The following is a 23,630-nucleotide window of genomic DNA, read 5'->3' as shown; positions in this document are numbered from 1 at the left end:
AATTATTCTGTTTTTGCGGTTGGCGCTTTCGCTGAGGCTGTTTCAGTTTTTACTTTTTGTCCTTCTTTCACATTGTTTTGTCCGGCAAGAATAATAGTTTGATTTTCATCAAGTCCGTTGGTTATTATAACCTCATCGCCTGCAATTTTACCCACAGTAACTCTTGTCAGTTTTGCATTGTTATTCTTGTCTATCACATACACATGAGGGATTTTATCAACATTGTTTATGATAGCTGTAAGTGGTACACGCACTTGTTTAACTTTAGCCGGAATACCTGCAGATACTTCGCTAATCATCCCAGGCATTAAAATACCTCCAGAATTGTCAAGACGTACTTTTAAAGTATATGCTTTGGAAATTTCATCAGCGACAGGATTGATAATTGTGATTTTACCTGTGAAATTGCGTTGCAGTGTAGGTATGTTTACTTCTACCTGCATACCTTGTTTGAAGTTTCCTATTTCGCTTTCCGGTACTGAAAACTGAGCGTATACAAGATCTGTTTTAACAATTGTAAAAGCCGGCACTCCTGGTGCTGCCATACCTCCGATTTCAGCTGATTTAACTGTAATTATTCCATTAGTAGGCGACATTAAACGGCTGTCGGCAATACGCTTTTTATTAATTTTTTTATTTGCCTGTGCCTGTGCAACTTTAGTTTTGATATCGATGTAATCTTTTTCAGGAAAACTTCCTTTTTTATACAATTCATCAAACCTTCTGAATGCATCCTCGCTCTGTTCTAATGTAGCATTGGCTATTTGCAAGGCCGCTTCATATTCTGTAGCATCTATACTTGCTAAAAACTGTCCTTTACTAACTTTTTGACCTTCATTGACACTCACATTATTGATTGTTCCGGTAACAGCGAAGCTCACGGTGGTCATATTATCTGGAACGATGGAACCTGAATAAACAACAGATTCTTCTGTTTCTGAACTTTGGATCGTACCTACTGTTACAACCGGAGGCTCATCTTTTAATTGTTTTTCTTCTTTTTGTTTACAACTCTGTATCAAACCTATCCCTATTAGGAAAAGGAATAGTAAACCTATTTTACCTGTTTTCATCATTACATTTATTTTGTTACGTTTATTTTAACTTTAGATTTCAGGGACAAAGGTCGGTTTACAACATACAAACAGCTATACGAAATGACCGCTAAAAGTTGTGAAATTTACTTTTCATAAGGTGTAATAATTGACATAAAACGAAGAGCTACTGAATGATCAGTAGCTCTTCACAGTTACATTTAACTTAAATAACAGGACGTGAATAATTCAGTCTTTTGATTTAAAGAATCAAAGTTTGATTATCCCTATCCTTTAGCTGTTTAAAATAGCTTGATGTAAAGCCTGTATGCTTTTTCAATTGATTGGAAAGGTATGCCTGACTACTATAACCTAATACATTAGCAATCTCGGTCAAAGACATTTCTGTATTCATCAAAAGTTCTTTTACTTTTTCAATCTTACAGTGAATAATGTACTTTTCAAGTGTTATTCCTTCTTCTGAAGAAAACAATGCACTCAGTGTATCGTAATTCTTGTTTAACTTATTACTTATAAGAGCTGTAAATTTTGTAGGTATTCCACTTTCCAATTGCATATTAATACCATTATCAACCAACTCTTTAATATTGTTTATTGCTTTTTGGTTTTTATTATACATTAATTCAAAGCCATTACTTTTCAGCATCGCTTCGATTGCTCCCAGTTTTTGCGAAAAAGCTACTGTATCTTTTATTATCGCTTCTCCTAGTTTTACATCCACTACTTCAAAACCCAAAATAGTTAACTCTTTTTCAAGAACATACATACATCTATTGCACACCATTCCTTTTATTAACAGTGTCATAAGCTCTATATTATATTTAAAAAACAAAATTCAGCATTTACTAAAAATAAGACTTTATGATATTTCGGTTTTCTTTTGTGATATTTTAAGAAAGTATATTCAACAACATTAAATATCATAAACTAATCAAGGAAAAGTATATATCCAGTACCATTAATCATAACGAATTTTGTAATAGACAATATCCATTAAAATGAATAGTAAAGAAATAAACGAACATCCAGTTTTAGATATATTGAAAGATTATAACGCAGGTAAAACCGGTCTGGAACTTTTTGAGAAATATGGTATATATGGTACAAATATTTTTGAATTGAAATCAAAATATAAGGATTTAAGATCCGATATCCTTTTAGAATTGGTAAATTTAAACGAAGAAAATAGCCGATTAAAAATAATGTATGCTGACTTGTCCGTACAACACCGAAAATTAAAAGATTTGTTGCAGGAGGATTTCTAAAAGTACAGCGATAGGATAATAGTAACTTAATAATATTATGATATGACAAATGTAATGTACAAATATGCCACAGTGTTGGTAGCGATTGAAAATCTTCGCAAGGAAGGTTACGATGTAGATTTTAATCTTGAAGACAACTGCTTAATTTGTGGCAACAATAAATATACTATTGATGACTTTGAAATTGAGCAAGTCTACCGATATGAGGGAGATAGCAACCCCAGTGATGAATCTACTGTTTATGGAATAGCCTCAAAAGATGGCTTAAAGGGAATTTTGGTCACTGCTTACGGTGCTTATACAGATGGAATGAGTGCTGCGATGCTTAGGAAATTATCCCTTAAAAATGAGTAGAAATTGTATTTTCAATTAAATTTAAGTACTTAAGAGAAAGTTATTAGAGGAAATTATGTTCACGTTTCAAAAACAATACATTAGCATAACTTTTTGATTAATGAGGATATAAGAAAGCCAGGTTAATTTGTAGTAACTTGGCTTGTGAAAATACATAAATGGGGTTTATTATTTGACTGTTGTTCCACCATCTACGGGTAAATTTACCCCTGTAATGTATTTTGCTTCATCTGATGCCAAGAATAATGCGGCATTCGAAATATCTTCAGCCATTCCCAATTTTTTCATAGGAATAATTCCTAGAAAATAGGCTTGATAGTCTGGACTATTCAAAAATGCCTCGCTCATAGGTGTTAAGATATAGCCCGGATTAATGGCATTTACCCTAATTCCAAAAGGTCCGAAATCTACTGCAGCCGCTCTGGTAATGGCTGAAACCCCTCCTTTGGAAGCCGTATAAACTCCGGGGCCTGACATTCCAGTTAAAGCGGCAATCGAAGAAATATTCACGATACTCCCACCTCTTTCTTTCAGGTGTGGTAGTGCGGCCTGCATTCCCAGCATCACGCTGTTTATGTTGATGTCATATGCTTTTTTCCAGGTGTCTTCGGTTTGATCTTCAAAAGGAACTGCCACTGAAATCCCAGCATTATTGATTAAAATATCCAGTTTTCCAAAAACGCTGATTGTTTCTGGAAGTACTTTTTCAAACCAGTCTTCCCGTTTTGATACGTTATGTACTAGAGCAATGGCATCACCACCATCTGATTTGATTTTTTGTACAATAGTTTCTAATTTATCTTTTTGAATATCGGTCGCTACTACTTTTGCTCCTTCTTTGGCAAAAGAATAAGCCATAGCTTCCCCCATTCCGGAAGCTGCCCCAGTTATTATTGCTACCTTATTATTTAGTCTCATATATCTTATTATTTTTTTGCTGCGTGATGTGCTATAATATAACCAAATACCAATCCCTGCCCGATGGTTCCGCCAGCTCCGGGATATTTATTTCCAAAAATATTTGAGGCATTATTTCCCAAAGCGTACAAGCCCTGGAAAGCGGCCTGATTGGTTTTCAATACTTGTCCATGTTCGTTTGTCATCATTCCACCGCATGTTCCCAAGTCTGATAAAACGATTTTTACCGCATATAATTTTCCAGAAAGCGGTCGAAGACAATTATTAGGCATTTGTGTTGGATCTCCATAATAACGGTCGTAAGCGCTGTTGCCTTTTCCAAAATCGGTATCTTTTCCTGTAGCTGCAATGGTGTTGAACCTGCCAAATGTTTCCGTAAACGCTTCGACAGGTAATCCCACTTTTTGAGCCAGTTCAGATGCATTTTCAGCCGTAAAAGCAATTTTTGCATCAAACCACTCTTGTGGAATTTTCATTCCCGGAAAAAGTGTGCCGGCAAGCAGATAACTATTTCTGTAGTTCTGATCAAAAATCAACCACATATCTTTTATAGGCGTTCCATACTTTTCCTGTTCTAAAACGATTTGTCCAAAACTCATATAATCCACCGCTTCGTTTATAAACCTTTTTCCCGTATAGTTTACCAAAAATGATCCCGGAAGCGAACGCTCTGCCAATAATACTTGTGGTTCGCCTTCTTCTGTTAATGGAGCTATAGCAGGAAACCACCATGTTGAAGTCATATTGGTAATTTCTGCTCCAATCTTTTCTCCTAACAGAATGGTATCACCTGTATTGCCTTCGCTACCTAAACTTACATTTTTTAAAGAGGGAGATTGGTATTGGTGGCGCATTAGCATATTATGATCAAATCCGCCTCCTGCCAAAACCACACCTTTCTTCGCATTTATCTGAACCAATTTTCCGTTTTGAACCGCTTTTATTCCAGTTACTTTATCACCATCAAACAATAATTCTGTAATTGAAGTATTGGTCCAAACCGGTACACCTGACCGAAGCAAACCAGCAAACATCCCTGAAGCCAGTGCCTGACCACCACCAACTAATCGTTTTCCAATCAACAATCCGCCAATTCCCTGAATTCCTCTTTTCAGCATAATCGGTATAGACTTAAATGGTGTTTTTGTCATTAAGTTGAGCCATTTGTAATCGTAACCTGTCACTGGAACTGGTACAGGTGCCTCAAGTTGACCGGGGCGAAACCTTGCTGTGTCTTTTCCTAATAAGTTCATATTGAAAGGACGACATTCGCAGGTTCTTCCTAAGACTTTACCACCTACAACTTCTGGAAAATAATCTGAATATCCTTTTGCCCAAAAGAATTTCATAGGCGTGGTTCTCTCCAACATTTCTACTGCTGCTGAACCATTTTGCAAGAAGTTTTCCCAACGGGATTTAGGAGCATTATCTCCAACTAAATTCGTTAAATATGTTTCTCCATCTTTCAATGTATCATCGGAACCATCTTGTTTCAAAACAGGATTTGCCGGTATCCAAAATGCACCACCGGAGCGTGCAGTAGAGCCACCAACCAAAGCTGTTTTTTCGATAACTAATACTTTTAATCCTAATTCATGGGCTGCTAGTGCAGCTGCCATACCGGTTCCCGAACCTACAACTACCAAATCTACGGTAATATCTGTGGCTGTTGGCCCCGGGATTATTTCTTTCTTGCTCATATTCAGTCTTTTTTAATTATAATTTATACAGGTAGTTTAGACGAAGTAGCGTATTCGGGTATAAAAACACAGTTGGTTGTCTGAAAAACAGTAGACATACATTTATTGCATTGAATACATCTTCCTCTTCCCAACGGATTATCTTTTAATTTATTGATGATATCGGGCTCGCGAAGTAATGCCCTTCCCATCGCAACAAAGTCAAAACCTTCCTGCATAGCCGTTTGCAAATGCACATAATCATTAATTCCTCCCAACAAAATCAGTTGAGCTTTTTTCACTACTGTCTGGAATTGCCGAGCCGATTTAAGCATATAAAGATGTTCGTACGGGTATTCACCTAACACTAATTTTCCAAACCATTTTACCCCCAATCTGAAAATTCCTTTCTGTGTTTTTGACATGCCCTCTAAATCAGTTTCACCTCTGAACAGATACATTTGATTTTTTACCGAAGATCCCATCGTTAACTCAAACGCATCAACAGCGCCTGTTTCGTCCAGAATTCTTGCTGTTTGTGTGGACTCATCTAACCAGATTGAGTTTTTAATACCATCATCCATAGACATTTTAACAATAATTGCCAAACGGTCTTTCACCCTTTCTTTTACGGCAAGAAGGATTTCTTTTGCAAAACGTGTACGATTTTCAATAGAACCGCCATATTCATCTTTTCTTTTGTTGATCCAAGGACTGAAAAAAGAAGATACCAGATACAAATGCCCAAAATGAAGTTCGATCGCATCAAAATTGGCATCGGCAGCAACTTCTGCGGCATCCGCAAATTGCCTGATAATGGTTTTCATTTCCTCTCGGCCGATTTCACGACAAACCTGAAAACTAGAAGGACTTCTAAACCTTGACGGAGCAATTGGTTGTACACCTGTGATTTGTTTGGTGGCTACGGGACCGGCATGCCCTAACTGTGCGGAGGCTTTTCCGCCAGCCTTATGCATCGCCTGTGTAAATTGTTTGAGGCCTGAAATATTTTCACGAACCATCAAAATTTCTCCCGGTGCTGCAAAACCTTCTGCGGAAATAGCGCAGTAGGCAATAGTTGTCATACCAACCCCTCCTTTTATAAAGCCCTCATGAAAGTCTATTAATGATTGTGTAACTTTTCCGTCAGGGCTTCTGCCTTCACTGGTTGCCGCTTTTATAACCCGATTCGGAAGAGTAATGGGTCCTAATTTTGCGGGTGAAAATACTTTATCAGGATTAATTGCATTCATAGGATATTGAAGTTATTGTTTCTTATCAAAGATAAACAAATAACAAATAAATGTTACATAGTGTAACATTTAAAAAATTATTAATTTTGCACCAATTAAAATCATTATATGAATTTGAAAGCTAGATCCGATTCTGTTCAAAATAAAGTAAAAATTGTAAAAACTGCTTTGAATCTATTCATGGAGAAAGGAATAGATATTCCATTGACTGAAATTGCCAAAGAATCTGATGTTTCCAGAATGACTTTTTATCGTCATTTTCCGGATCGGGAAGCTCTTGTGTCGGCAGTATTTCATTACAATCTAGATCAACTTGATTTATACGCTAAAGCATTGCAAGAAAACAAAAATGGATTCTATCTGTTGTTAAAAAAGGTATTGATACAACGGGTGGAATATCATAACTTTTTACCTTATATCAACGGACAGGAACAAACCTTGACTTCTTCCAGATTGTTTGAGATTTTCGAAAAACCAATTCAACTCGCAAAAAATAGCAACTTATTACGAGATGACTTTTGTTGTGAAAAAGATTTACTGATATTAATATCAATGGTAGGTGGCGCAGTTGCATATGTTCAGATGTCTGGTCAATCTGCCATTGAGCGAACATTAGAATTGCTTATGAACGGAATTAAAGTAGTTACAAAAGAGTAAGTTGCACATCTCTAGCTATTTCGATATGTCGTCAGTATTTTAATATCAAATTAAAGGCTTAACAGCATATTATTTAATCAATATCGTTTTTCTTATTCACGATACAGTTACACATACATCCGCATTTGTCGGATAGCTTTGGCACAATAAAATTATTCCCTCGGCAATATCCTGTTCTGTCAGAGCCCCATTATGGAGCATCCGTACTTCGCCATCTGTTTTTACTGCCCAACAAGCCCCACAGGTTCCGTTTTTGCAGGAACTCGCTACTTTGATATGATGCTCTTTCATTGCATCCAAAAGAGATTGCTTCGGCTGCACCTCAATGAGTGATGTGCATTCATAGGTCTGCTTTTCATCATTCTCGTAGTAGTCCTCATAGTAATTTACAATCACATCTTTTACAACACCGTCAGTTTCCAAATCTCCCACATCAACTGGAACTGGGTCGAAATATTCCAAATGAATATTTTCTTCTGGAATATTCAATCCTGTTAAGGCATTTTTATATAAATCCATTAAGCCGGTAGGTCCACAAATGTAGTAATGGGCATCGTTTATTTCAGGAACAAGTCGTTTGATTATGGAACGAAGTACCAATAGAGAGAATCGTCCTGCAATATGATTGATTTTAGTAGAGATAAATTCGGGGGAAGTAAAGGAATAGCATATTTCGAGACTTTCATTTATCTCTAAAGTTTCCAGTTCATTATAAAAAATAGTTTCACTTGGCGTTTTATTACTGTATATCAGTAAGGGAATTTGACGACTACTATCAATACTATTGAGCATAGAGAATAAAGGTGCGATACCGCTACCACCGGCCAAAAGAACTATTTTGGATTGTCCAGCTATTGTATCTTCCAAAACAAAATTCCCAAACGGTGCTTCAATTTCCCATATTTCTATTTGGTCTGCATTTTCAAAAATATAGTTACTCATTTTTCCTCCAGTTACTCTTTTTACAGTAATAGCTGGATTAGGATCTGAGGGTTTGGAACTAAATGAATACGAGCGAATTACCATCTCTCCATCTATGTTGCATCTGATGTTTAGATACTGACCAGGCAAGTAGGAAAATTGTTGTTGATCGGTTTCAAAGTATATGGTCAGAGTATCCTGTGTTTCCTTCACAGTTTTATGGGTTCGCCATGTAAATTTCTTCATTTTAAATAATTTCTATCTGCTTTGTTATCTTTAAAAGGAAACCTCTACTTGTTGTTCACAAAGAGAGGTTCATCAAAACATGATATTTGATAATTAAATTTCGTTTTACTTTTCTTGCTGTCTTCTGATAATTGCCAGCTTGTTTTTTCTTATCTGTTTGAAATGGGCAGACGTTAATCCTGTATAGGTCTTTAATTGCTCGGTAAGCTCCGAAGCTTTTTTATAACCTAACGATTTTGCAATTTGCGTGATAGTTTGCTCGGTATATACCAGCAATTCTTTTACCTTTTCAATTATTCGCTTTGTAAATATAATTTCAAGGCTGACATCACATTTTAAAAGAAACAGATTGTTCAGTTCTTGATAATCCGTATTGAGTTCGCTTGTTATCTGAATCGCAAACGGAGCAGATGAACCTGTATCCAATTGGGTCTGAATAATCTGATCTGCTACCCGGTGTACTTTCGTTATTACATCCGAACAGTCACCTAATTTTAATTGATGTAACATAACTTTTTATGTTAGAGATTGGGAAACACTGTTTTGGTACCCTAAGAGTAAATGGAGAAAAGCCCAGGGATATATTCAGCAAATCCCCGAGCAATATTGAACTTACACGCAGCAAGAGCAGCTTGACGTTTTTTCGCTATCTCCGCCATCTACTTTGTAGCCAGCTTTCTCAATAGCCTGGACCAACTCTTGTTTCACACTATCATTCTCTATTGAAACAGCAAGTTTCCCTGCTTCTAATTTTTCAATAGTAACGCCATTAATATCTTTGATTGCTCCATTTACTCTTGATTGGCAGTGAGCACTTTGCATGTCTGGTATGCTTAATTCCAAATTTTTCATTTTATCTTATTTTTAATGTTTAACAAATTTCCGTCTTAATTTGATACTTATTATTATGGTATTCCTTGTAAGATTTGTGACTTTTACTGATTTTAAAATTATGATTTTATTCTACAATGAACTTACCCTTCATATAGATGTAGTGGCCTGGGAAAGAACATAAAAAATCATAAGAACCTTTTGCAGGAGCATTAAAAGTAATTTCGGTAGTTTGTCCGCCACCAATCATATCTGTTTTGGTAATAACGGCTTTTTCCATTTCTTTTGGAATATAGTCATTATCTTTAGCATTGATTGCTGCATTAGCGAAAGCATTGAAGTCTGTACCTTGTGCAAGAATAACAACATTATGTCCCATTGCTTCAATTGGTGCTTTTCCGGTATGCTTAAGAATCAACTTTACAGTTTGTCCTTCTTTTACTTTAAGTTCGGTTTTATCAAATTTCATATCATCACCGCCACTGATGGTCAACTCAACTTCGTTTGCTTGTTCCGTCGGGACAGTTGTTTGTTCTAATACAGGCTGATTGTTTTCTTGTACACTTTGTTCTGTTTTCTTATTATTGTTACAAGCAGTAAATATGATTACTGACAAGCCTAAAACTAACTTTTTCATTTTCTATGTATTTTTAAATTGTTATCTTATACTGCAAATTTCAGTACATTTGTTATCCTAAATATTATGCAATTCCTTTTTAGATTTATGATATTTACTGAATTGTAAAATTGTATTGTTGATGCAATGCAAAACCCCCATTGTAATTATTACAACGGGTGTCTGTTCCTCTAATTTTATAAGGTTACTTTTGACTATTTGGAACGCTCAATACGATAATAGTACCAAGAATTGCAGGAATTGCCCATACTGCGAAATTAGCAAAGTTGGACAGTTCTGATGCGATAAGAATACCGCCAAGAATGATTGCAACTGCTGCACCTATACGACCTACTGCAAGGATAGTACCTAAAGCTGTACCACGAGTGGCATCGGGATAATAGGTAGCGATAAAGCCATTCAACAAAATTTGTGCACCTATGGAGCCGAAACCAACTACGGCTACAAGCAAGTAAGTAAGGCTCATAGACCATCCATTACCGTCGCCTGTACTAAAGCCAAGAGCCATTAGGAATAATGCAATGCCTGCCATCGCAAATGCCGCTGAAACAACTCTTTTTGCTCCGAACTTGTCTGCCAATGGGGAAGCAATTAGCGAACCTGCTACTGCTCCAGCATTCGTGACCAACAAGAACGTTAATGCTGAAGTAGCCGAATAACCTGCAATAGTTAATAACGTAGGCAACCACGTATTAAGTCCATAGATTAAAATCTGACCAGAAATAGCTGCGAGCAAAAACACAATTGTAATCAATGCCCAGCGACCTGTAAAGATTGCCAATAAAGGATTGCGTTTTTTTTCGACTTGCCGAACTTCTTTTTTAATTGGCGAAGTTGGTTCTATGGGTGTTAAGCCATATTCTGCTATAATTGTATCTGCTTCTCTAATGCGACCTTTTGATCTTAAATATACCGGACTTTCAGGGAGATAATAGAGTAATAGTGGTACAACGGTAATTAATGGCAATGCACCGATCCCTAACATTCCACGGAAACCAATTGTTTCTACTAAACCGATAGCCAACAATGCGGCGAAAATACCTCCCATAGAATAACCGGAAAACATTAAAGCGTTATTGAAATTTTTACGCCCTGCTCTTGAAAACTCTACTGTTGTAGCTACTGCTGTAGGGATTACACCACCGAGACCTAAACCAGAAATAAAGCGAAAAAGCCCGAACAGAAACGGTGTAGGAGCCAACGCCGTCGCAATCATAAAGAGAGAAAAAAATGTGACTGCTCCAATTAAAACTTTTCTACGTCCAATTAAATCTGTAAGATAGCCAACAGTAAGTGACCCTATTGCCATTCCCACAAGAGCCAGACTATTTATAGAGCCTGTTTCAGCGGTAGTTAACCCCCATGCTTCATAAGCTAGAATAGATTTTACTATTGTTCCGTATACTACTAAATCATAGCCATCAAATACTAAGACGATAAATGCTAATGCAATAACAATGGATGGGGATTTTTTTATTTTAGTTTTAGAGTGATTGGACAAACCTGTCTCAAGGGCACTCTCTTGAATATTTTGTTTCATTATTAATATTTGTAAGAATTAAAAAATTGTTTATCAATTTGAGTTGGATTGGTATTTGCCAAACCCAGAAAAAGTAAAGTGTATTATCGGGTTTGAATATAGTCCTCAACAGTGACAACAACAATCAGATTTCTCACTGTGGTAGTGAGTTAATCCAAAAATAATTCTATTAATAATGTTCAACATTTTGTTTTTACTTTAATTATAACTTCTATACTGCAAATTTCGGTATTGCAACCAAGCTTTCCATTATACTTTTCTTTATTAGTTTTATGATATTTACTGATTGTACAAGACATAAAAAAAAGAGGATGTAATACCCTCTTTTTTTTAGAAAAATACTTATTAGATTATGCTGCCATCATTTCTTCACAAGCTTGAGCACATTTTCTACAAGCTTCGGCACATTCTCTACAATGCTCCATTCCCATAGCAACATGTTTTTCACATTCTTCAGCACAAGCGTTGCAAATTTCCATACAAAGTTTGCAAATGTCTTTACTAAATTTACCGTCAAGACTTAGAATATTGGCTGCTGCCTGACAAATTGCAACACATTCTAAATTGAGTTGAATACATTTTTTTAGATGAGCTACTTCTTTCTCATTTAAGCAAGCAATAGCACACTGGTTACAGATCGCCACACAGTCAAGGCAGGCTTCTATACACGATTGGAATTTTGTCTGTATCATATCTATATATTTTTGTGAATACTAAATTTAAAACAAAATAAAGTCATTTTAGTTCTTTTTAAGTTAACTTTAATAAACTTCAATGGTATTTTTATAGGTTCTACATCAACATTCCTTTAATATATTCAACTGCAAATACTGTTCCTTAATAAAAATAGCCTCTTTCAATTTGTCATATCGGCTGGGTAATTGTTCTGAAATTTGATAGTAATTTTTGAGTATGATATTTTTTCTAATATATATTGTTCTCAACAAACTTATCTCAGACACCAGATTTTTCCTATCATTCTTATTTTTTATACTTAATCCAATCAGTTCATAAATCTTATCAAGTTCCTCTGCTATTACTAATTCCAATACCGTATTAATCCCACCAAAGAAACTAAAAAACTTACTTTTAGAAATGTTGGCAACTGAGGTAATATCAGATATTTTAACGTCTTGTATGTTCTTTTTCATCAGAACTGTCCTTATATTTCCAATAGCTTGGTATACAAGGCTAGCATTTCTTCTATCAATATTCGTCATATGAAAAATTCCTCCATTTATTTTGACCATACACAAATCTAGTTGTCTGCAAGGTAGCAAAAGTGCAATTTGACTATTAACAATTGTAATTTTTACGGATTTTGGGCAAATAAAAAGCGGTAGTTCCTTTTCAGAAACCACCGCTTTAGCAAACGCAATAAAGCTACTCGACCTTATTATTTTTTCAACTTGTCCGCAGGCGGATTATAATCAGGTAAAGAGGTTACCCTTACCGTATCTACCCCAGTAATATCCCAGGTAATAGGAATCATCGTCATATACTCGCATTTAGGACACATATCACCTTCAGAGCCTACCATTTCTTTATGTCCGGGACAACCGGTAATCAAGTGTCCGTGTGCATCGATCAATTCACCTTTTTCATTTCTGTCTTTGCCCGCAATTTTATCGACAGACTTCTCAACTTGTTGTTCTGTAGCATGGTTATGTCCATCGCCTTCTGCGTGTGCGTGTCCATCTTTTCCTGCTTTTGTATCACCTCCACAAGCAGTAAAGAAAATGGCTAAAGAGGCTAAAGCCGATATCATTAATTTGTTCATTTTCATTTTATTTATTTTTTAAAGATTAAAGCTTATTTAAGTACTATTGAATGATTCTTAAGTTTAATGCTGATGGTCATGTGCTGAAGGAACAGCTTTTACATTACATAATATTGAATTATCATGTTGATGTTGGGGTGTCTCTAATTGAATAGTTACGTGATTAATACCTAAATGTTCCAATTCATGTTCTATTTTCCGAAGAAGTGTCTCACTTTGACCTATTGTCATTTGTTCATCTACCACAGCGTGACAAGTAAGCGCATTTAACCCACTTGTAATTGTCCAAATATGCAAATCGTGAATAGCTTGGACACCCTCGGTTTTTAAGATTTCTTCTGTTACCTTCTCAATTTCGATATTATCGGGTGTCCCTTCCATCAATACATGAACAGATGATTTGGTAACCAGATATCCACTTCTTAAAACCAAGACAGAGACGATAATACTTGCTAAAGGATCTGCCCAACCCCATCCGAAAAACATAATAAGTAAGGCTGCGATAATTGCCCCTACAGATCCTAGCATATCACTGATGACATGCAGATAGGCACCACGCATATTGAGGTTTTCTTTTACATCCGCTCCACGCATCATTATCCAGGCCACTAAGATATTAACCAGTAATCCTATAAATGCTACAATCAACATTCCGCTAGACTGGATTTCTGGCGGACTCTGAAAACGTTCAACAGCCTCATAGATAATATATCCAGAAATCAATATTAGTGTTGCACCGTTGATAACGGCTGCCAATATTTCAAAGCGTTTATATCCATAGGTTTTAGCATAATCGGCTATTTTGCTACTGAATTTAAAAGCCATTAATGCAATGAATAGTGAAATGGCATCACTTAACATGTGTCCAGCATCCGCTAATAAAGCAAGACTATTTGTCAAAAATCCTCCCACAACTTCTACAGCCATATAAGCTGTAATAATCACCAAACTAATGGTTAGTGTCTTTTTGTTTGCGCTATGCGAGTGATTATGCTCTTGTCCCATAATTTTATAATTATTGTTTTGCTGCTGCAAATATCAGCAGCAAAACGTGTTAAACTATTTCGATATTTTTTGTTTGATTTGTAAGATTTACTTCTTCCACTTCAAACGCAAACTGTTACTAACCACACTTACACTACTTAAAGCCATCGCAGCTCCTGCAATCATCGGATTCAATAAGAAACCATTAATTGGATACAATATACCTGCTGCAATTGGAATGCCTATAAGGTTGTAAATAAAGGCCCAGAACAAGTTTTGTTTGATGGTAGCTACTGTTTGTTTAGACAATCTGATCGCTTGTGGAATCTTAGTCAAATCGGAAGAGATGATGGTCATTTTTGCTACGTCCATCGCAATATCCGAACCTTTACCCATTGCGATACTTACATCGGCTGTTGCCAAAGCGGTACTATCGTTGATACCGTCACCAACCATTGCAACTACTTTGCCTTGGGCCTGTAGTTCTTTTACAAATTCTGCTTTCTGATGTGGTAATACTTCAGCTTTGTAATGACCAATTCCAGTTTGCTCGGCAATAGCTTTTGCTGTGGCTTCATTGTCGCCAGTAAGCATATACAGATCAATACCCATATCTTGCAATTCTTTGATTGCAGCTACTGAAGTTTCTTTGATTTTATCAGAGATAGCCACTACAGAAAGTGCTTCTTTACTATTGGCAAACCAAATTACCGTTTTTGATTCTTTACCCCATTCATCAGCTTGAGATTGTAACTGAGCAGGAATACTAATGTTATTTTCAAACAATAACTTTTTGTTTCCAACATAGTAAGTTTCGTTATTGTAGTCGGCTTTTGCACCTTTACCTGTAATACTGTCAAATCCACTCAAACTTACGGTTGATATACCTTCTAAGTTTTTCACCACCGCTTCTGCCAATGGATGTTCTGATTGTTTTTCGATACTCAACAAAATATTTTTAGTCGTATCATCATTGTTCAACCACGTAATACCGGTTACTTCTGGCTTACCTTCGGTAATGGTTCCTGTTTTATCTAAAATGATAGCTTGCACTTTTTTAGCCAATTCCAAACTTTCAGCATCTTTAATTAAAATACCACTCTCAGCCCCTTTACCTACTCCCACCATAATAGCTGTTGGTGTAGCTAAACCTAAAGCACAAGGACAAGCAATAACCAATACTGTAACAGCTGCTAACAGACCTTGTACCACACCATTGTCACCGCCTAAAATTAACCATAGAATAAAGGTAAAAATAGCGATACCAATAACCACGGGAACAAAAATACCTGCAATTTTATCAACCAGTTTTTGCACTGGTGCTTTACTACCTTGTGCATCTTGCACCATTCTGATGATTTGTGCCAACATAGTTTCTTTACCCACTTTCACGGCTTCAAATTGGAAGCTTCCTTTTTGATTGATGGTTCCGGCAAATACTTTTTCTTTCTCTTTTTTCAATACAGGAACGGGTTCGCCACTCAACATACTTTCATCCACATAAGAATTACCAGATATCACCATTCCGTCCACTGCGATTTTCTCACCTGGCTTTACTAAAATAATATCGCCAGCATTTACATCTTCAATAGCCGTTTGTTTTTCTGTCCCATCTTTTTGAATGACGATAACGGTTTTAGGCTGTAATCCCATCAATTTTTTGATAGCAGTCGAAGTATTTCCTTTTGCTTTTTCTTCCAATAATTTACCTAAAAGAATGAAGGCTATAATAACCGCTGCGGCTTCAAAATACACGTGGGGGTGAATGCCTCTTGCCATCCAGAAATCCATAAACACCATATTGAAAACACTGAACAGATAGGCGATACCGGTGCTCAACGCTACTAAAGTATCCATATTGGCAGATTTATTTTTGGTTTGCTTCCAGGCATTGATAAAGAAATCACGACCAATCCATAACACTACCGGAGTAGAAAATACCAACATAATTTCATTGGCATAAGGCATATCCATAAAGAACATTCCTATAACAACTACAGGTAATGATAGAATGATCGCCCAGGTGGTTTTATTTTTTAACTGTTTGAATTTCTTTTCGTGGATGGCTTCTAAAGTTTCCTGTTGTTTAGACTCATCTTCAATCAACAAGTCATAGCCTCCAGCTTGAACAGCTTTTCGAATAGCATTGGCATCTGTCATATTTGGAAAATATTCAACAGATAGATTACCAGTAGCAAAGTTTACAGATGAATTAACCACGCCTGGCACATAACGCACCACACTTTCTGCACTACCTGCACATGAAGCACAAGTCATCCCCAAAACCGGAAAACTAGCTTTTACTGTTGGTACACCATAACCTAAATCTCTTATGGCATTTACAGCATCAGCGACTACTTCTTCATCCTTAACCGTAATAGCCGCTCTGTGATTATTTATTTCTACTTTGTGACTTTCAACTCCCTTTACTTGTGCAAGTCCTTTTTCTACGATTAATGCACAATGTTCGCTTTCTACATCCTCTAGAGGTATGTAAATTATTTCTTTATTTGTTGCCATATTTCGATTGCTTTATTTTACAATACAAAATTGACAATAAATTGATAGATATTTATTGTGAAATTATGGGTTTGATTTGTAAGATTTACTTAAACCTCATCTAAAGGCTTACGTTTGTCTTCTCGAATTTGTTTAAAATGGCTAGGTGTAAGACCTGTTACCTTCTTGAACTGATTACTTAGATAAGCCACACTTGAATAGTTCATGCGATCGGCAATTTCACTTAATGATAACTCATCATAAACTAAAAGTTCTTTTACTTTTTCTACTTTTTGAGCTATAAAATATTTTTCAATAGTTGTACCCTCAATATCAGAAAACAAATTAGAAAGATAATTATAATCATTATGTAATGCATCACTTAAAACATCGGAAAGATTTGTTTTTACGTCATTGTCCTGATGATGTACCAATTCAATGATAACGTTTTTTATCTTCTCAATCATGCGACTTTTCTTGTCATCAATGACCTGAAAACCTAAGGGATCTAACGCACTTTCTATTGCTTCTCGTTCTTTTGTAGTCAGATCTTTCACGAGAGAAACTTCTCCCAATTTTATATTACTAGCCTCTAAACCGAGCTTATCGAGTTCGTTCTGAACAACGAGAATACAGCGGTTGCAGACCATATTTTTTATAAACAATGTCCCCATATATCACAAAGTCAGTTTTTAATTTACATAAATACACAAATACAAATTTATGATTAATAATTTAGTATTTATCGTTTATGGGTGGTTAAGTGATAAACCGCCGATGAAAAACGATTAAAATCTTTCCCATTGTAGGGACACATTGGTTATTAAATTACTATTTATTGGTAAAATTTGTGTGATACCGATATTGATAGTAAAATCTTCCTTTATGAGAAAGTCAATAAACAATATTGTTAGCGAAATTCAGGAGCAAGAACGGAAACTCTCAGTCACGTGCTCGGGACTAATTGAAGAAGCTTTTCAAATGACGGTCTTTCTTCAGGAGCTATTGGTTTCGGCAAAAGAATATGTGTTAAGTTCGGGATTTGAGAACGAGGCAAAAGAGATTGAATTCTTTAAAATGACTAAGCCCCAAATCCTCGGAAAGCTAATTTACTATAATAAACTGTACCGGATAGAAACCTCGTGCCCGGTCAATAATGGAAAAATCTACCGCAACTATTTCTCGAAACATTTAACAGAGCTGAAGATTGAGTTCAGGGAACATATCTGCAATTCCCACTTTTACCGATACTACCGTTCAGGCAGAATAGATAAAGATCAAGAATATTTTAAACGGGGGCAGATAAATTACCTCGAAGGGCTTAATAGTTATGTGTTTGAAATCGACCCGCTTTTCTCAACCTATTACGATTACAAATTAGCTCGTATTCTCTCCAACGACCTGTTATATGCCTACCTCTTAACCAAAATCAGTCCCGAAGAAAACTCTGATACATTTTTCAGCAGCACCAGCGAAATTAAAGAGCTATCTTGGACGGACAGCAAGAATGCTTTGATTGAGCTAACGTATGCCCTATACGCATCTGGTGCTATTTCGGACGGTAAGTTAGGCATCCGGAAGCTCACTGCTATTTCACAAGTGTTGTTTCGAATACCACTGACCGATGTGCATCACGCATTCCACCGGATGAAAACCCGTGCAGGTTCTCGAACCTTGTTTTTAGATCAGTTGAAACAGGCATTGGAAGAATATATGGATAAAGACTTATAAACACTCCAATCAATAAAGAGTTTGAAAGCGATACGCATCCCGTATTGCTTTTTTGTGTTTGCATCTGCCCATATATGCCAACTGGCATAAGGGCTTGTTTTACCATGGCTCAAATCGGAAAATCTAACGAAAGCCTTATTTAATAAGGCTTTCCGTCAAATTGTAAAATTTTCAAAAAACCGCTAAACCAATTGGCAAGGCTTGGCAGACAAACACTGCCACCTTTCTCAATTTTGCATTGTAAACATTAAAGAGCAATGCGATGAAAATTATAACTATTGAAGCAGCAGCAGGGATACAGCTTAATAACTGGATAAATACTATTGCTGATTATCTACAAAGGCTGAATGATACAAGCTATGATGACTTATGGCAAAAGGCAGAAAGCTGAAAACAGACAAAAAAATAAATCCTTAAAAACATGTGCTATGAATATTGATAGAATGGAATTTATATCGTGGATGGAACGCATCATGGACAGATTTGATATGTTGGGCGACAATATTAACGATTTAAAAAAGAAACGAAATACCATTGATGGAGAGGAACTACTCGACAATCAGGATATTTTGCAAATGCTGAAAGTCAGTAATCGTTCTCTGCAACGTTATCGCTCTATTGGGAAGCTCCCATATTACACGATTAGCGGGAAATTGTATTATAAATTATCAGATGTACATCAGTTTATCAGAGAGAGCTTTAATAAATAGAACAGAACGCCAATGAAAGCCAAACATTTCCATTGACTGCCACTTTAGGCTAAGCAGGAAGCACTTCCTTTACTTTCGGCATAAAAACTTTAAAATTTTCAGATTATGAGCGAAGAAACAAAGAAACAGGAAACTTCCGAGCAATCTGTTCAGAACGTACCAGAACAACTGTCGGACATACTGTTAATATTGGATAAGGAAAAAATGAAAATCCAAGCCGTAAAGAGCATTGACGAAAACGGCAAAATGGAAACCGTTGACCCTACCAAAAAGAACCAATCTGATTTTATGCGTGTGGACAAACACGGCGATTTCGTTTCCAATTTCCTATCCAATTTTTGGAGACAGCTAAAAGATCCTACCAATTTCACATTCTTTAAAGTGCCGGCAGGAGAAGCTGTAGAAAAGGCAAAAAAATTTCAAAAGCAGGTAGATAACCCTACACCGGAGGGTAAAAAAGAAATGGAAAAACACGAGGTGAAAAATGAACCCGAAAAAGAACAAAAACAAGAAAATAAAAATGATATGGCAACAACACACACAACACCAGAAACAAACGAATACCGTTTCAAGCCGGAACAGATTGATTGGGAAACAATGAACAATCTCGGATTAAGCAAGGAATACCTTGAAAAAAAGAACCTCCTTGAACCATTATTGAAAGGTTACAAGACTAATGAGCTTGTACCTATTAGTATTAATCTTGGCGGTGCAGTAGTACGCACAGATGCCCGTTTATCGTTACAGCCTACACCAGATGGAAGTATCGTGGCGGCAGTACATGGTATCAGACGTGAACCCAACCTAAACTTTGAGTTCTTTGGACACAAGTTTAACGAAGAAGACAAAAAGAACTTGCTCGATACGGGTAATATGGGGCGTGTGGTAGATTTGAAAAATCCCAAAACAGAAGAAATGATGCCGTCCATTATCAGTGTGGACAGGCTTACCAATGAGCTGATTGCTTTAAAAACAGAATTTATCAAAATCCCTGATGAATTAAAGGGGATAAAACTGAACGATGTGCAAAAGCAAACCTTAATGGAGGGGAAACCTCTGTTTATCGAGGGAATGATTTCTACAAAGGGAACCACCTTTGATGCAAATGTTCAGTATAATGCTGACAAAAGATTTGTTGAGTTTTTGTTTGACAGAAACAACAATAACCAGCAATCCCAAAATAAGCAACAAAGTAATAAGCAAACCAGTCAACAAAAGCAATCGCACGAAGCTCCGAGAACTTTCAGAGGTAAGGAACTGACTGATGAGCAGTACAACAAATTCAAAGACGGACAAACCGTATATATTGAGTTGAAAGACAAAAAGAACCAGCCCTACCAGGGTTACATCACTTTCAATAAACAAGATGGAAAAACCAATTTTGAGTTCCCAAATCAATATAAGGAACGTGTAAAACCTACCGAAGCTCACAAAACACAAACTGCGGTTAATTCTGAAGGAAAAACCAACGAAGCAACCAAAAATGTGAAAGAACCTTTGCAAAAAGAACAGCAAAAACCGAAGAATGAAAAGCAACAGGAGCAACAGGAAAAACCGAAAGCTCCAGCAAAATCAAAAGGTAAAAAAGTGAGTTAATTATGAAAACAGTTATCGCAGAAAAACCAAGCGTAGCAAGAGAAATAGCCAGCCTGTTGGGAGCATCTGATAAAAAAGACGGCTACTTAACGGGTAATGGCTATTTTATTACGTGGGCATTCGGTCATTTAATTGGCTTAGGAATGCCCGAAGATTACGGGATTTCGGGGTTTGATAAGACTTCATTGCCTATCCTCCCGAACCCGTTCATATTGACCGTTAGAAAGGTCAAAAAAGACAAGGGCTACCAAGCCGATACGGGAGCATTAAAGCAACTGAAAATCATCAAAGAATTGTTCAACAAAAGCGACAGCATTATCGTTGCTACCGATGCAGGACGTGAGGGCGAGTTGATTTTTAGGTATATTTACGAGCATCTAAAATGCTGTAAACCCTTTGAGCGACTTTGGATTAGTTCACTTACCGAAAAGGCAATCAAGCAAGGCTTTGATAGCTTGAAAGACGGCAAAGAATTTGACGGATTGTATCAGGCTGCGCAAGGCAGAAGCCGGGCCGATTGGTTGGTGGGCATCAATGCTACACAAGCATTGAGTATTTCGGCAGGCAATGGTATTTATTCGTTAGGTAGGGTGCAAACGCCTACATTGGCTCTTATTTGTAAACGCTATTTGGAAAACAAAAATTTCTCTATTAAGAAGTATAGGCAAATTCAGCTATCACACAACAAAGAAAATGTTGATTTCAAAAGCCTTTCCAAAACCAAATGGGAAAACCAAAAACTTGCCGATGATACATTGAAAGCCATTCAGCGAAGCGATACGGCAACAATTACATCGGTAGAAACCAAAAGCGTTACAGAGCAACCGCCTTTGTTGTTTGACCTTACAGGACTGCAAAAGGAAGCTAATAAAAAGCTCAACCTTTCTGCCGAAGAAACCCTGAATATTGCCCAAAGCCTTTACGAAAAGAAGTTTATCACTTACCCACGCACCGGAAGTAAATATATCCCTGAAGATATGTGGGCTGAAATTCCCAACCTTGTAAGAGCATTGCAGAATAATGAGCAATTTAAACAAGCGGTATCAAAAGTAAAATGGGGTCGGTTTAATAAGCGTATCGTAAACGATTTACGTGTGACAGACCACCACGGTTTACTTATTACCGACAAAATTCCGTCTGCTCTCAAAACGGACGAAACGAAAGTTTATAATATGATTGCCTTTCGACTGCTCGAAGCCATATCACAACCTTGTATCAAAGAAGTAACAGATATAGCGTTGCAAGTATCGCATTACGATTTTACGTTGAAAGGCTGTAAAGTTTTGGAAGCAGGTTGGCGTTTGATAAAGGGAACTTTCTCGGACGAAGACACTGAACCAATTCAGGACTTACCCGATTTAAAAAAAGGTGACGAACTGAACATTAAGGAAGCCATTTGTTTAGAAAAGAAAACCAAACCGCCTGTGCTTTATACAGAAGCCGGGCTATTGTCGGCAATGGAAAATGCAGGAAAGGAAATTGAAAACGAGGACGAACGGAAAGCCCTGCAAAATATCGGTATTGGCACGCCTGCTACAAGGGCAGCGATAATCGAAACGCTGTTTACCCGCAACTATATCCAACGAGAAAAGAAATCCCTGATACCCACTGAAAAAGGATTGCAGGTATATGAACTAGTAAAAGACCGCAAAATTGCAGATGTGGCAATGACCGCTGAATGGGAACTTGCCTTGCAGAAAATAGAAAACAATGAAGCTGATGTCGGAGCATTTCAAACAGAAATGGAAAAATATGCAATATCTATTACCGATGAACTATTGCAAACTTCCATTGCTCAAAACAACCTGCCTAAACTGAATTGCCCGAAATGTAAAAGCCAGCAACTCATCATCCGGGATAAAATTGTAAAGTGTCCTGATGAAGTTTGTAATTGGATACAGTTCCGTAATGTGTGTGGCGTACAAATTAGGATAGCCGATATTGAAAGTCTTATCAATAAAGGTAAAACTTCACTTATTAAAGGAATGAAAAGCAAGGCAGGAAAGAAGTTCGATGCCTTTATCATATTGGATGAAGAATACAAAACCTCTTTTGAATTTGAAAAAAACAAAAGTTACAAAAAGTAATGGAAAACAAACCTACCATTAGCACAATGGAAATCAAGAGCCTGATTTATTCCTTACGTGGAAAGCAAGTAATGCTAGATAGCGACCTCGCTTCCTTACACCAAGTGGAAACAAAGAACCTCAACAAAGCGGTAAAAAGAAATATGAAAGGTTTCCTATTTCATTTTGCTTTCAATTGACAGATGAAGAATTTGAAAACTTGAGGTTCCAAATTGGAACCTCAAGTTTAAACTATGGTGGAAGACGTTATCTACCTTATGCTTTTACCGAACAAGGTATTGCAATGGCATCTGCTATACTTCGTTCACATATTGCTATTAAAGTGAGCGTTGAAATTATGGAAGCTTTCGTAGAAATGAGAAGAATGCTAATCAGTAACGCCTCTTTATTTCATCGTTTGGATAAGATTGAATTGAAGCAATTACAAGCCGATCAAAAATTTGAGAAAATCTTTAAGGCTTTGGAAAACGACAAGCTCCACAGCGAAAAAGGTATCTTTTACAACGGACAGGTTTTTGATGCCGATGCTTTTGTTTCTGATATTATCCGTAGTGCTGGAAATTCCATTATCCTGCTTGATAATTATGTGGATGATACGGTGCTGACCTTATTGAGTAAGCGCAATACAAATGTAGCCTCCACCATACATACCAAATCTATCAGCAATCAATTACGGCTGGATTTACAACGGTACAACATCCAATATCCTCCCATTATTGAGATTGAGATTTTCTCCGATGCTCACGACCGATTTTTGATTATTGACGATACGGAACTTTACCATATCGGGGCATCACTCAAAGACCTGGGCAAAAAATGGTTTGCCTTTTCACGAATGGATATTGAAGTTTGCAGGATGCTTCAAATATTGAATAAACAATAAAAAC

The 23,630-nt window shown here is 36.7% G+C and carries 23 protein-coding genes and 1 pseudogene; 8 read left to right on the top strand and 16 right to left on the bottom strand.

Annotated features, from left to right (window positions below; all coding sequences use genetic code 11):
* Positions 1-2: 2 nt before the first annotated feature.
* Positions 3-1,073 (bottom strand): efflux RND transporter periplasmic adaptor subunit, encoded by a 1,071-nt coding sequence (locus FH779_RS05740; protein WP_160279570.1) that lies wholly within the window; start codon positions 1,071-1,073, stop codon positions 3-5.
* Positions 1,074-1,296: 223 nt separating this feature from the next.
* On the bottom strand, positions 1,297-1,860 hold the full coding sequence (locus tag FH779_RS05735; protein WP_038330931.1) for a helix-turn-helix domain-containing protein: 564 nt from the start codon (positions 1,858-1,860) through the stop codon (positions 1,297-1,299).
* Between the two features lie 193 nt (positions 1,861-2,053).
* Between FH779_RS05735 and FH779_RS05730 the strand changes: the two genes are divergently transcribed.
* Positions 2,054-2,320 carry a hypothetical protein gene (locus FH779_RS05730; RefSeq protein ID WP_038330929.1) on the top strand — a complete coding sequence of 89 codons (267 nt, stop codon included), beginning with the start codon at positions 2,054-2,056 and terminating at the stop codon, positions 2,318-2,320.
* A 42-nt stretch (positions 2,321-2,362) separates the two neighbouring features.
* Positions 2,363-2,674, top strand: coding sequence for a hypothetical protein (locus tag FH779_RS05725; RefSeq protein ID WP_052217456.1), 312 nt, complete (start codon positions 2,363-2,365; stop codon positions 2,672-2,674).
* Positions 2,675-2,842: 168 nt separating this feature from the next.
* On the opposite strand, the gene FH779_RS05720 is transcribed toward FH779_RS05725, so the two are convergent.
* From FH779_RS05720 to FH779_RS05710, 3 genes are read right to left on the bottom strand one after another with little or no spacing between them, the layout of a single operon-like run.
* Positions 2,843-3,592 carry an SDR family NAD(P)-dependent oxidoreductase gene (locus FH779_RS05720; protein WP_065720936.1) on the bottom strand — a complete coding sequence of 250 codons (750 nt, stop codon included), beginning with the start codon at positions 3,590-3,592 and terminating at the stop codon, positions 2,843-2,845.
* 8 nt (positions 3,593-3,600) lie between these two features.
* Positions 3,601-5,292, bottom strand: coding sequence for a 3-ketosteroid-delta-1-dehydrogenase (locus FH779_RS05715; protein ID WP_038330924.1), 1,692 nt, complete (start codon positions 5,290-5,292; stop codon positions 3,601-3,603).
* Between the two features lie 23 nt (positions 5,293-5,315).
* Positions 5,316-6,524: an NADH:flavin oxidoreductase gene (locus FH779_RS05710; RefSeq protein ID WP_065720937.1), complete on the bottom strand. Its 1,209-nt coding sequence runs from the start codon at positions 6,522-6,524 to the stop codon at positions 5,316-5,318.
* A gap of 108 nt (positions 6,525-6,632) precedes the next feature.
* Between FH779_RS05710 and FH779_RS05705 the strand changes: the two genes are divergently transcribed.
* The gene (locus tag FH779_RS05705) at positions 6,633-7,181 is read left to right on the top strand and encodes a TetR/AcrR family transcriptional regulator (protein ID WP_052217454.1); all 549 of its coding nucleotides are present in this window, start codon (positions 6,633-6,635) and stop codon (positions 7,179-7,181) included.
* Positions 7,182-7,277: 96 nt separating this feature from the next.
* Here FH779_RS05705 and FH779_RS05700 read toward each other — a convergent pair whose 3' ends face one another.
* The 11 genes from FH779_RS05700 to FH779_RS05650 form a co-directional block, all read right to left on the bottom strand.
* A complete protein-coding gene (locus tag FH779_RS05700) occupies positions 7,278-8,348 on the bottom strand; it encodes an iron-sulfur cluster-binding domain-containing protein (protein ID WP_038330919.1) in 1,071 nt (356 codons plus the stop codon).
* A gap of 105 nt (positions 8,349-8,453) precedes the next feature.
* The gene (locus FH779_RS05695; RefSeq protein WP_052217452.1) at positions 8,454-8,858 is read right to left on the bottom strand and encodes a helix-turn-helix domain-containing protein; all 405 of its coding nucleotides are present in this window, start codon (positions 8,856-8,858) and stop codon (positions 8,454-8,456) included.
* Positions 8,859-8,960: 102 nt separating this feature from the next.
* Positions 8,961-9,200, bottom strand: a complete 240-nt coding sequence (locus FH779_RS05690; protein ID WP_038330917.1) for a heavy-metal-associated domain-containing protein — start codon at positions 9,198-9,200, stop codon at positions 8,961-8,963.
* Positions 9,201-9,306: 106 nt separating this feature from the next.
* Positions 9,307-9,795: a plastocyanin/azurin family copper-binding protein gene (locus FH779_RS05685; RefSeq protein ID WP_236688161.1), complete on the bottom strand. Its 489-nt coding sequence runs from the start codon at positions 9,793-9,795 to the stop codon at positions 9,307-9,309.
* 205 nt (positions 9,796-10,000) lie between these two features.
* Entirely contained in the window at positions 10,001-11,356 is a 1,356-nt protein-coding gene (locus tag FH779_RS05680) for an MFS transporter (RefSeq protein WP_083206665.1), read from the bottom strand.
* Between the two features lie 350 nt (positions 11,357-11,706).
* A complete protein-coding gene (locus FH779_RS05675; RefSeq protein ID WP_038330913.1) occupies positions 11,707-12,048 on the bottom strand; it encodes a four-helix bundle copper-binding protein in 342 nt (113 codons plus the stop codon).
* 105 nt (positions 12,049-12,153) lie between these two features.
* Entirely contained in the window at positions 12,154-12,606 is a 453-nt protein-coding gene (locus FH779_RS05670; RefSeq protein ID WP_038330911.1) for a hypothetical protein, read from the bottom strand.
* Positions 12,607-12,752: 146 nt separating this feature from the next.
* Complete coding sequence (locus FH779_RS05665) at positions 12,753-13,142, bottom strand: hypothetical protein (RefSeq protein WP_038330908.1); 390 nt, start codon at positions 13,140-13,142, stop codon at positions 12,753-12,755.
* A gap of 57 nt (positions 13,143-13,199) precedes the next feature.
* Complete coding sequence (locus FH779_RS05660) at positions 13,200-14,141, bottom strand: cation diffusion facilitator family transporter (protein WP_038330906.1); 942 nt, start codon at positions 14,139-14,141, stop codon at positions 13,200-13,202.
* Between the two features lie 87 nt (positions 14,142-14,228).
* Complete coding sequence (locus FH779_RS05655) at positions 14,229-16,640, bottom strand: heavy metal translocating P-type ATPase (RefSeq protein WP_038330904.1); 2,412 nt, start codon at positions 16,638-16,640, stop codon at positions 14,229-14,231.
* A gap of 89 nt (positions 16,641-16,729) precedes the next feature.
* On the bottom strand, positions 16,730-17,293 hold the full coding sequence (locus FH779_RS05650) for a helix-turn-helix domain-containing protein (protein ID WP_038330902.1): 564 nt from the start codon (positions 17,291-17,293) through the stop codon (positions 16,730-16,732).
* A gap of 211 nt (positions 17,294-17,504) precedes the next feature.
* Here FH779_RS05650 and FH779_RS05645 point away from each other — a divergent pair, with 211 nt between their 5' ends.
* The 5 genes and pseudogenes from FH779_RS05645 (at position 17,505) to FH779_RS05625 (ending at position 23,626) form a co-directional block, all read left to right on the top strand.
* A complete protein-coding gene (locus FH779_RS05645; protein WP_038330900.1) occupies positions 17,505-18,350 on the top strand; it encodes an RteC domain-containing protein in 846 nt (281 codons plus the stop codon).
* Between the two features lie 428 nt (positions 18,351-18,778).
* Entirely contained in the window at positions 18,779-19,060 is a 282-nt protein-coding gene (locus FH779_RS05640; protein ID WP_038331140.1) for a helix-turn-helix domain-containing protein, read from the top strand.
* A gap of 105 nt (positions 19,061-19,165) precedes the next feature.
* Entirely contained in the window at positions 19,166-20,656 is a 1,491-nt protein-coding gene (locus FH779_RS05635) for a DUF3945 domain-containing protein (RefSeq protein WP_180906350.1), read from the top strand.
* A 2-nt stretch (positions 20,657-20,658) separates the two neighbouring features.
* A complete protein-coding gene (locus FH779_RS05630) occupies positions 20,659-22,743 on the top strand; it encodes a type IA DNA topoisomerase (protein ID WP_038330896.1) in 2,085 nt (694 codons plus the stop codon).
* Positions 22,743-23,626, top strand: a pseudogene (locus FH779_RS05625) (ORF6N domain-containing protein). The gene FH779_RS05630 and the pseudogene FH779_RS05625 overlap by 1 nt, the downstream one beginning before the upstream one ends.
* Positions 23,627-23,630 lie beyond the last annotated feature (4 nt).

It is taken from the genome of Empedobacter falsenii, assembly GCF_013488205.1.
GTDB classification, from domain to species: Bacteria; Bacteroidota; Bacteroidia; order Flavobacteriales; family Weeksellaceae; genus Empedobacter; species Empedobacter falsenii_C.
This window is presented reverse-complemented; position numbering and strand designations above follow the sequence as displayed.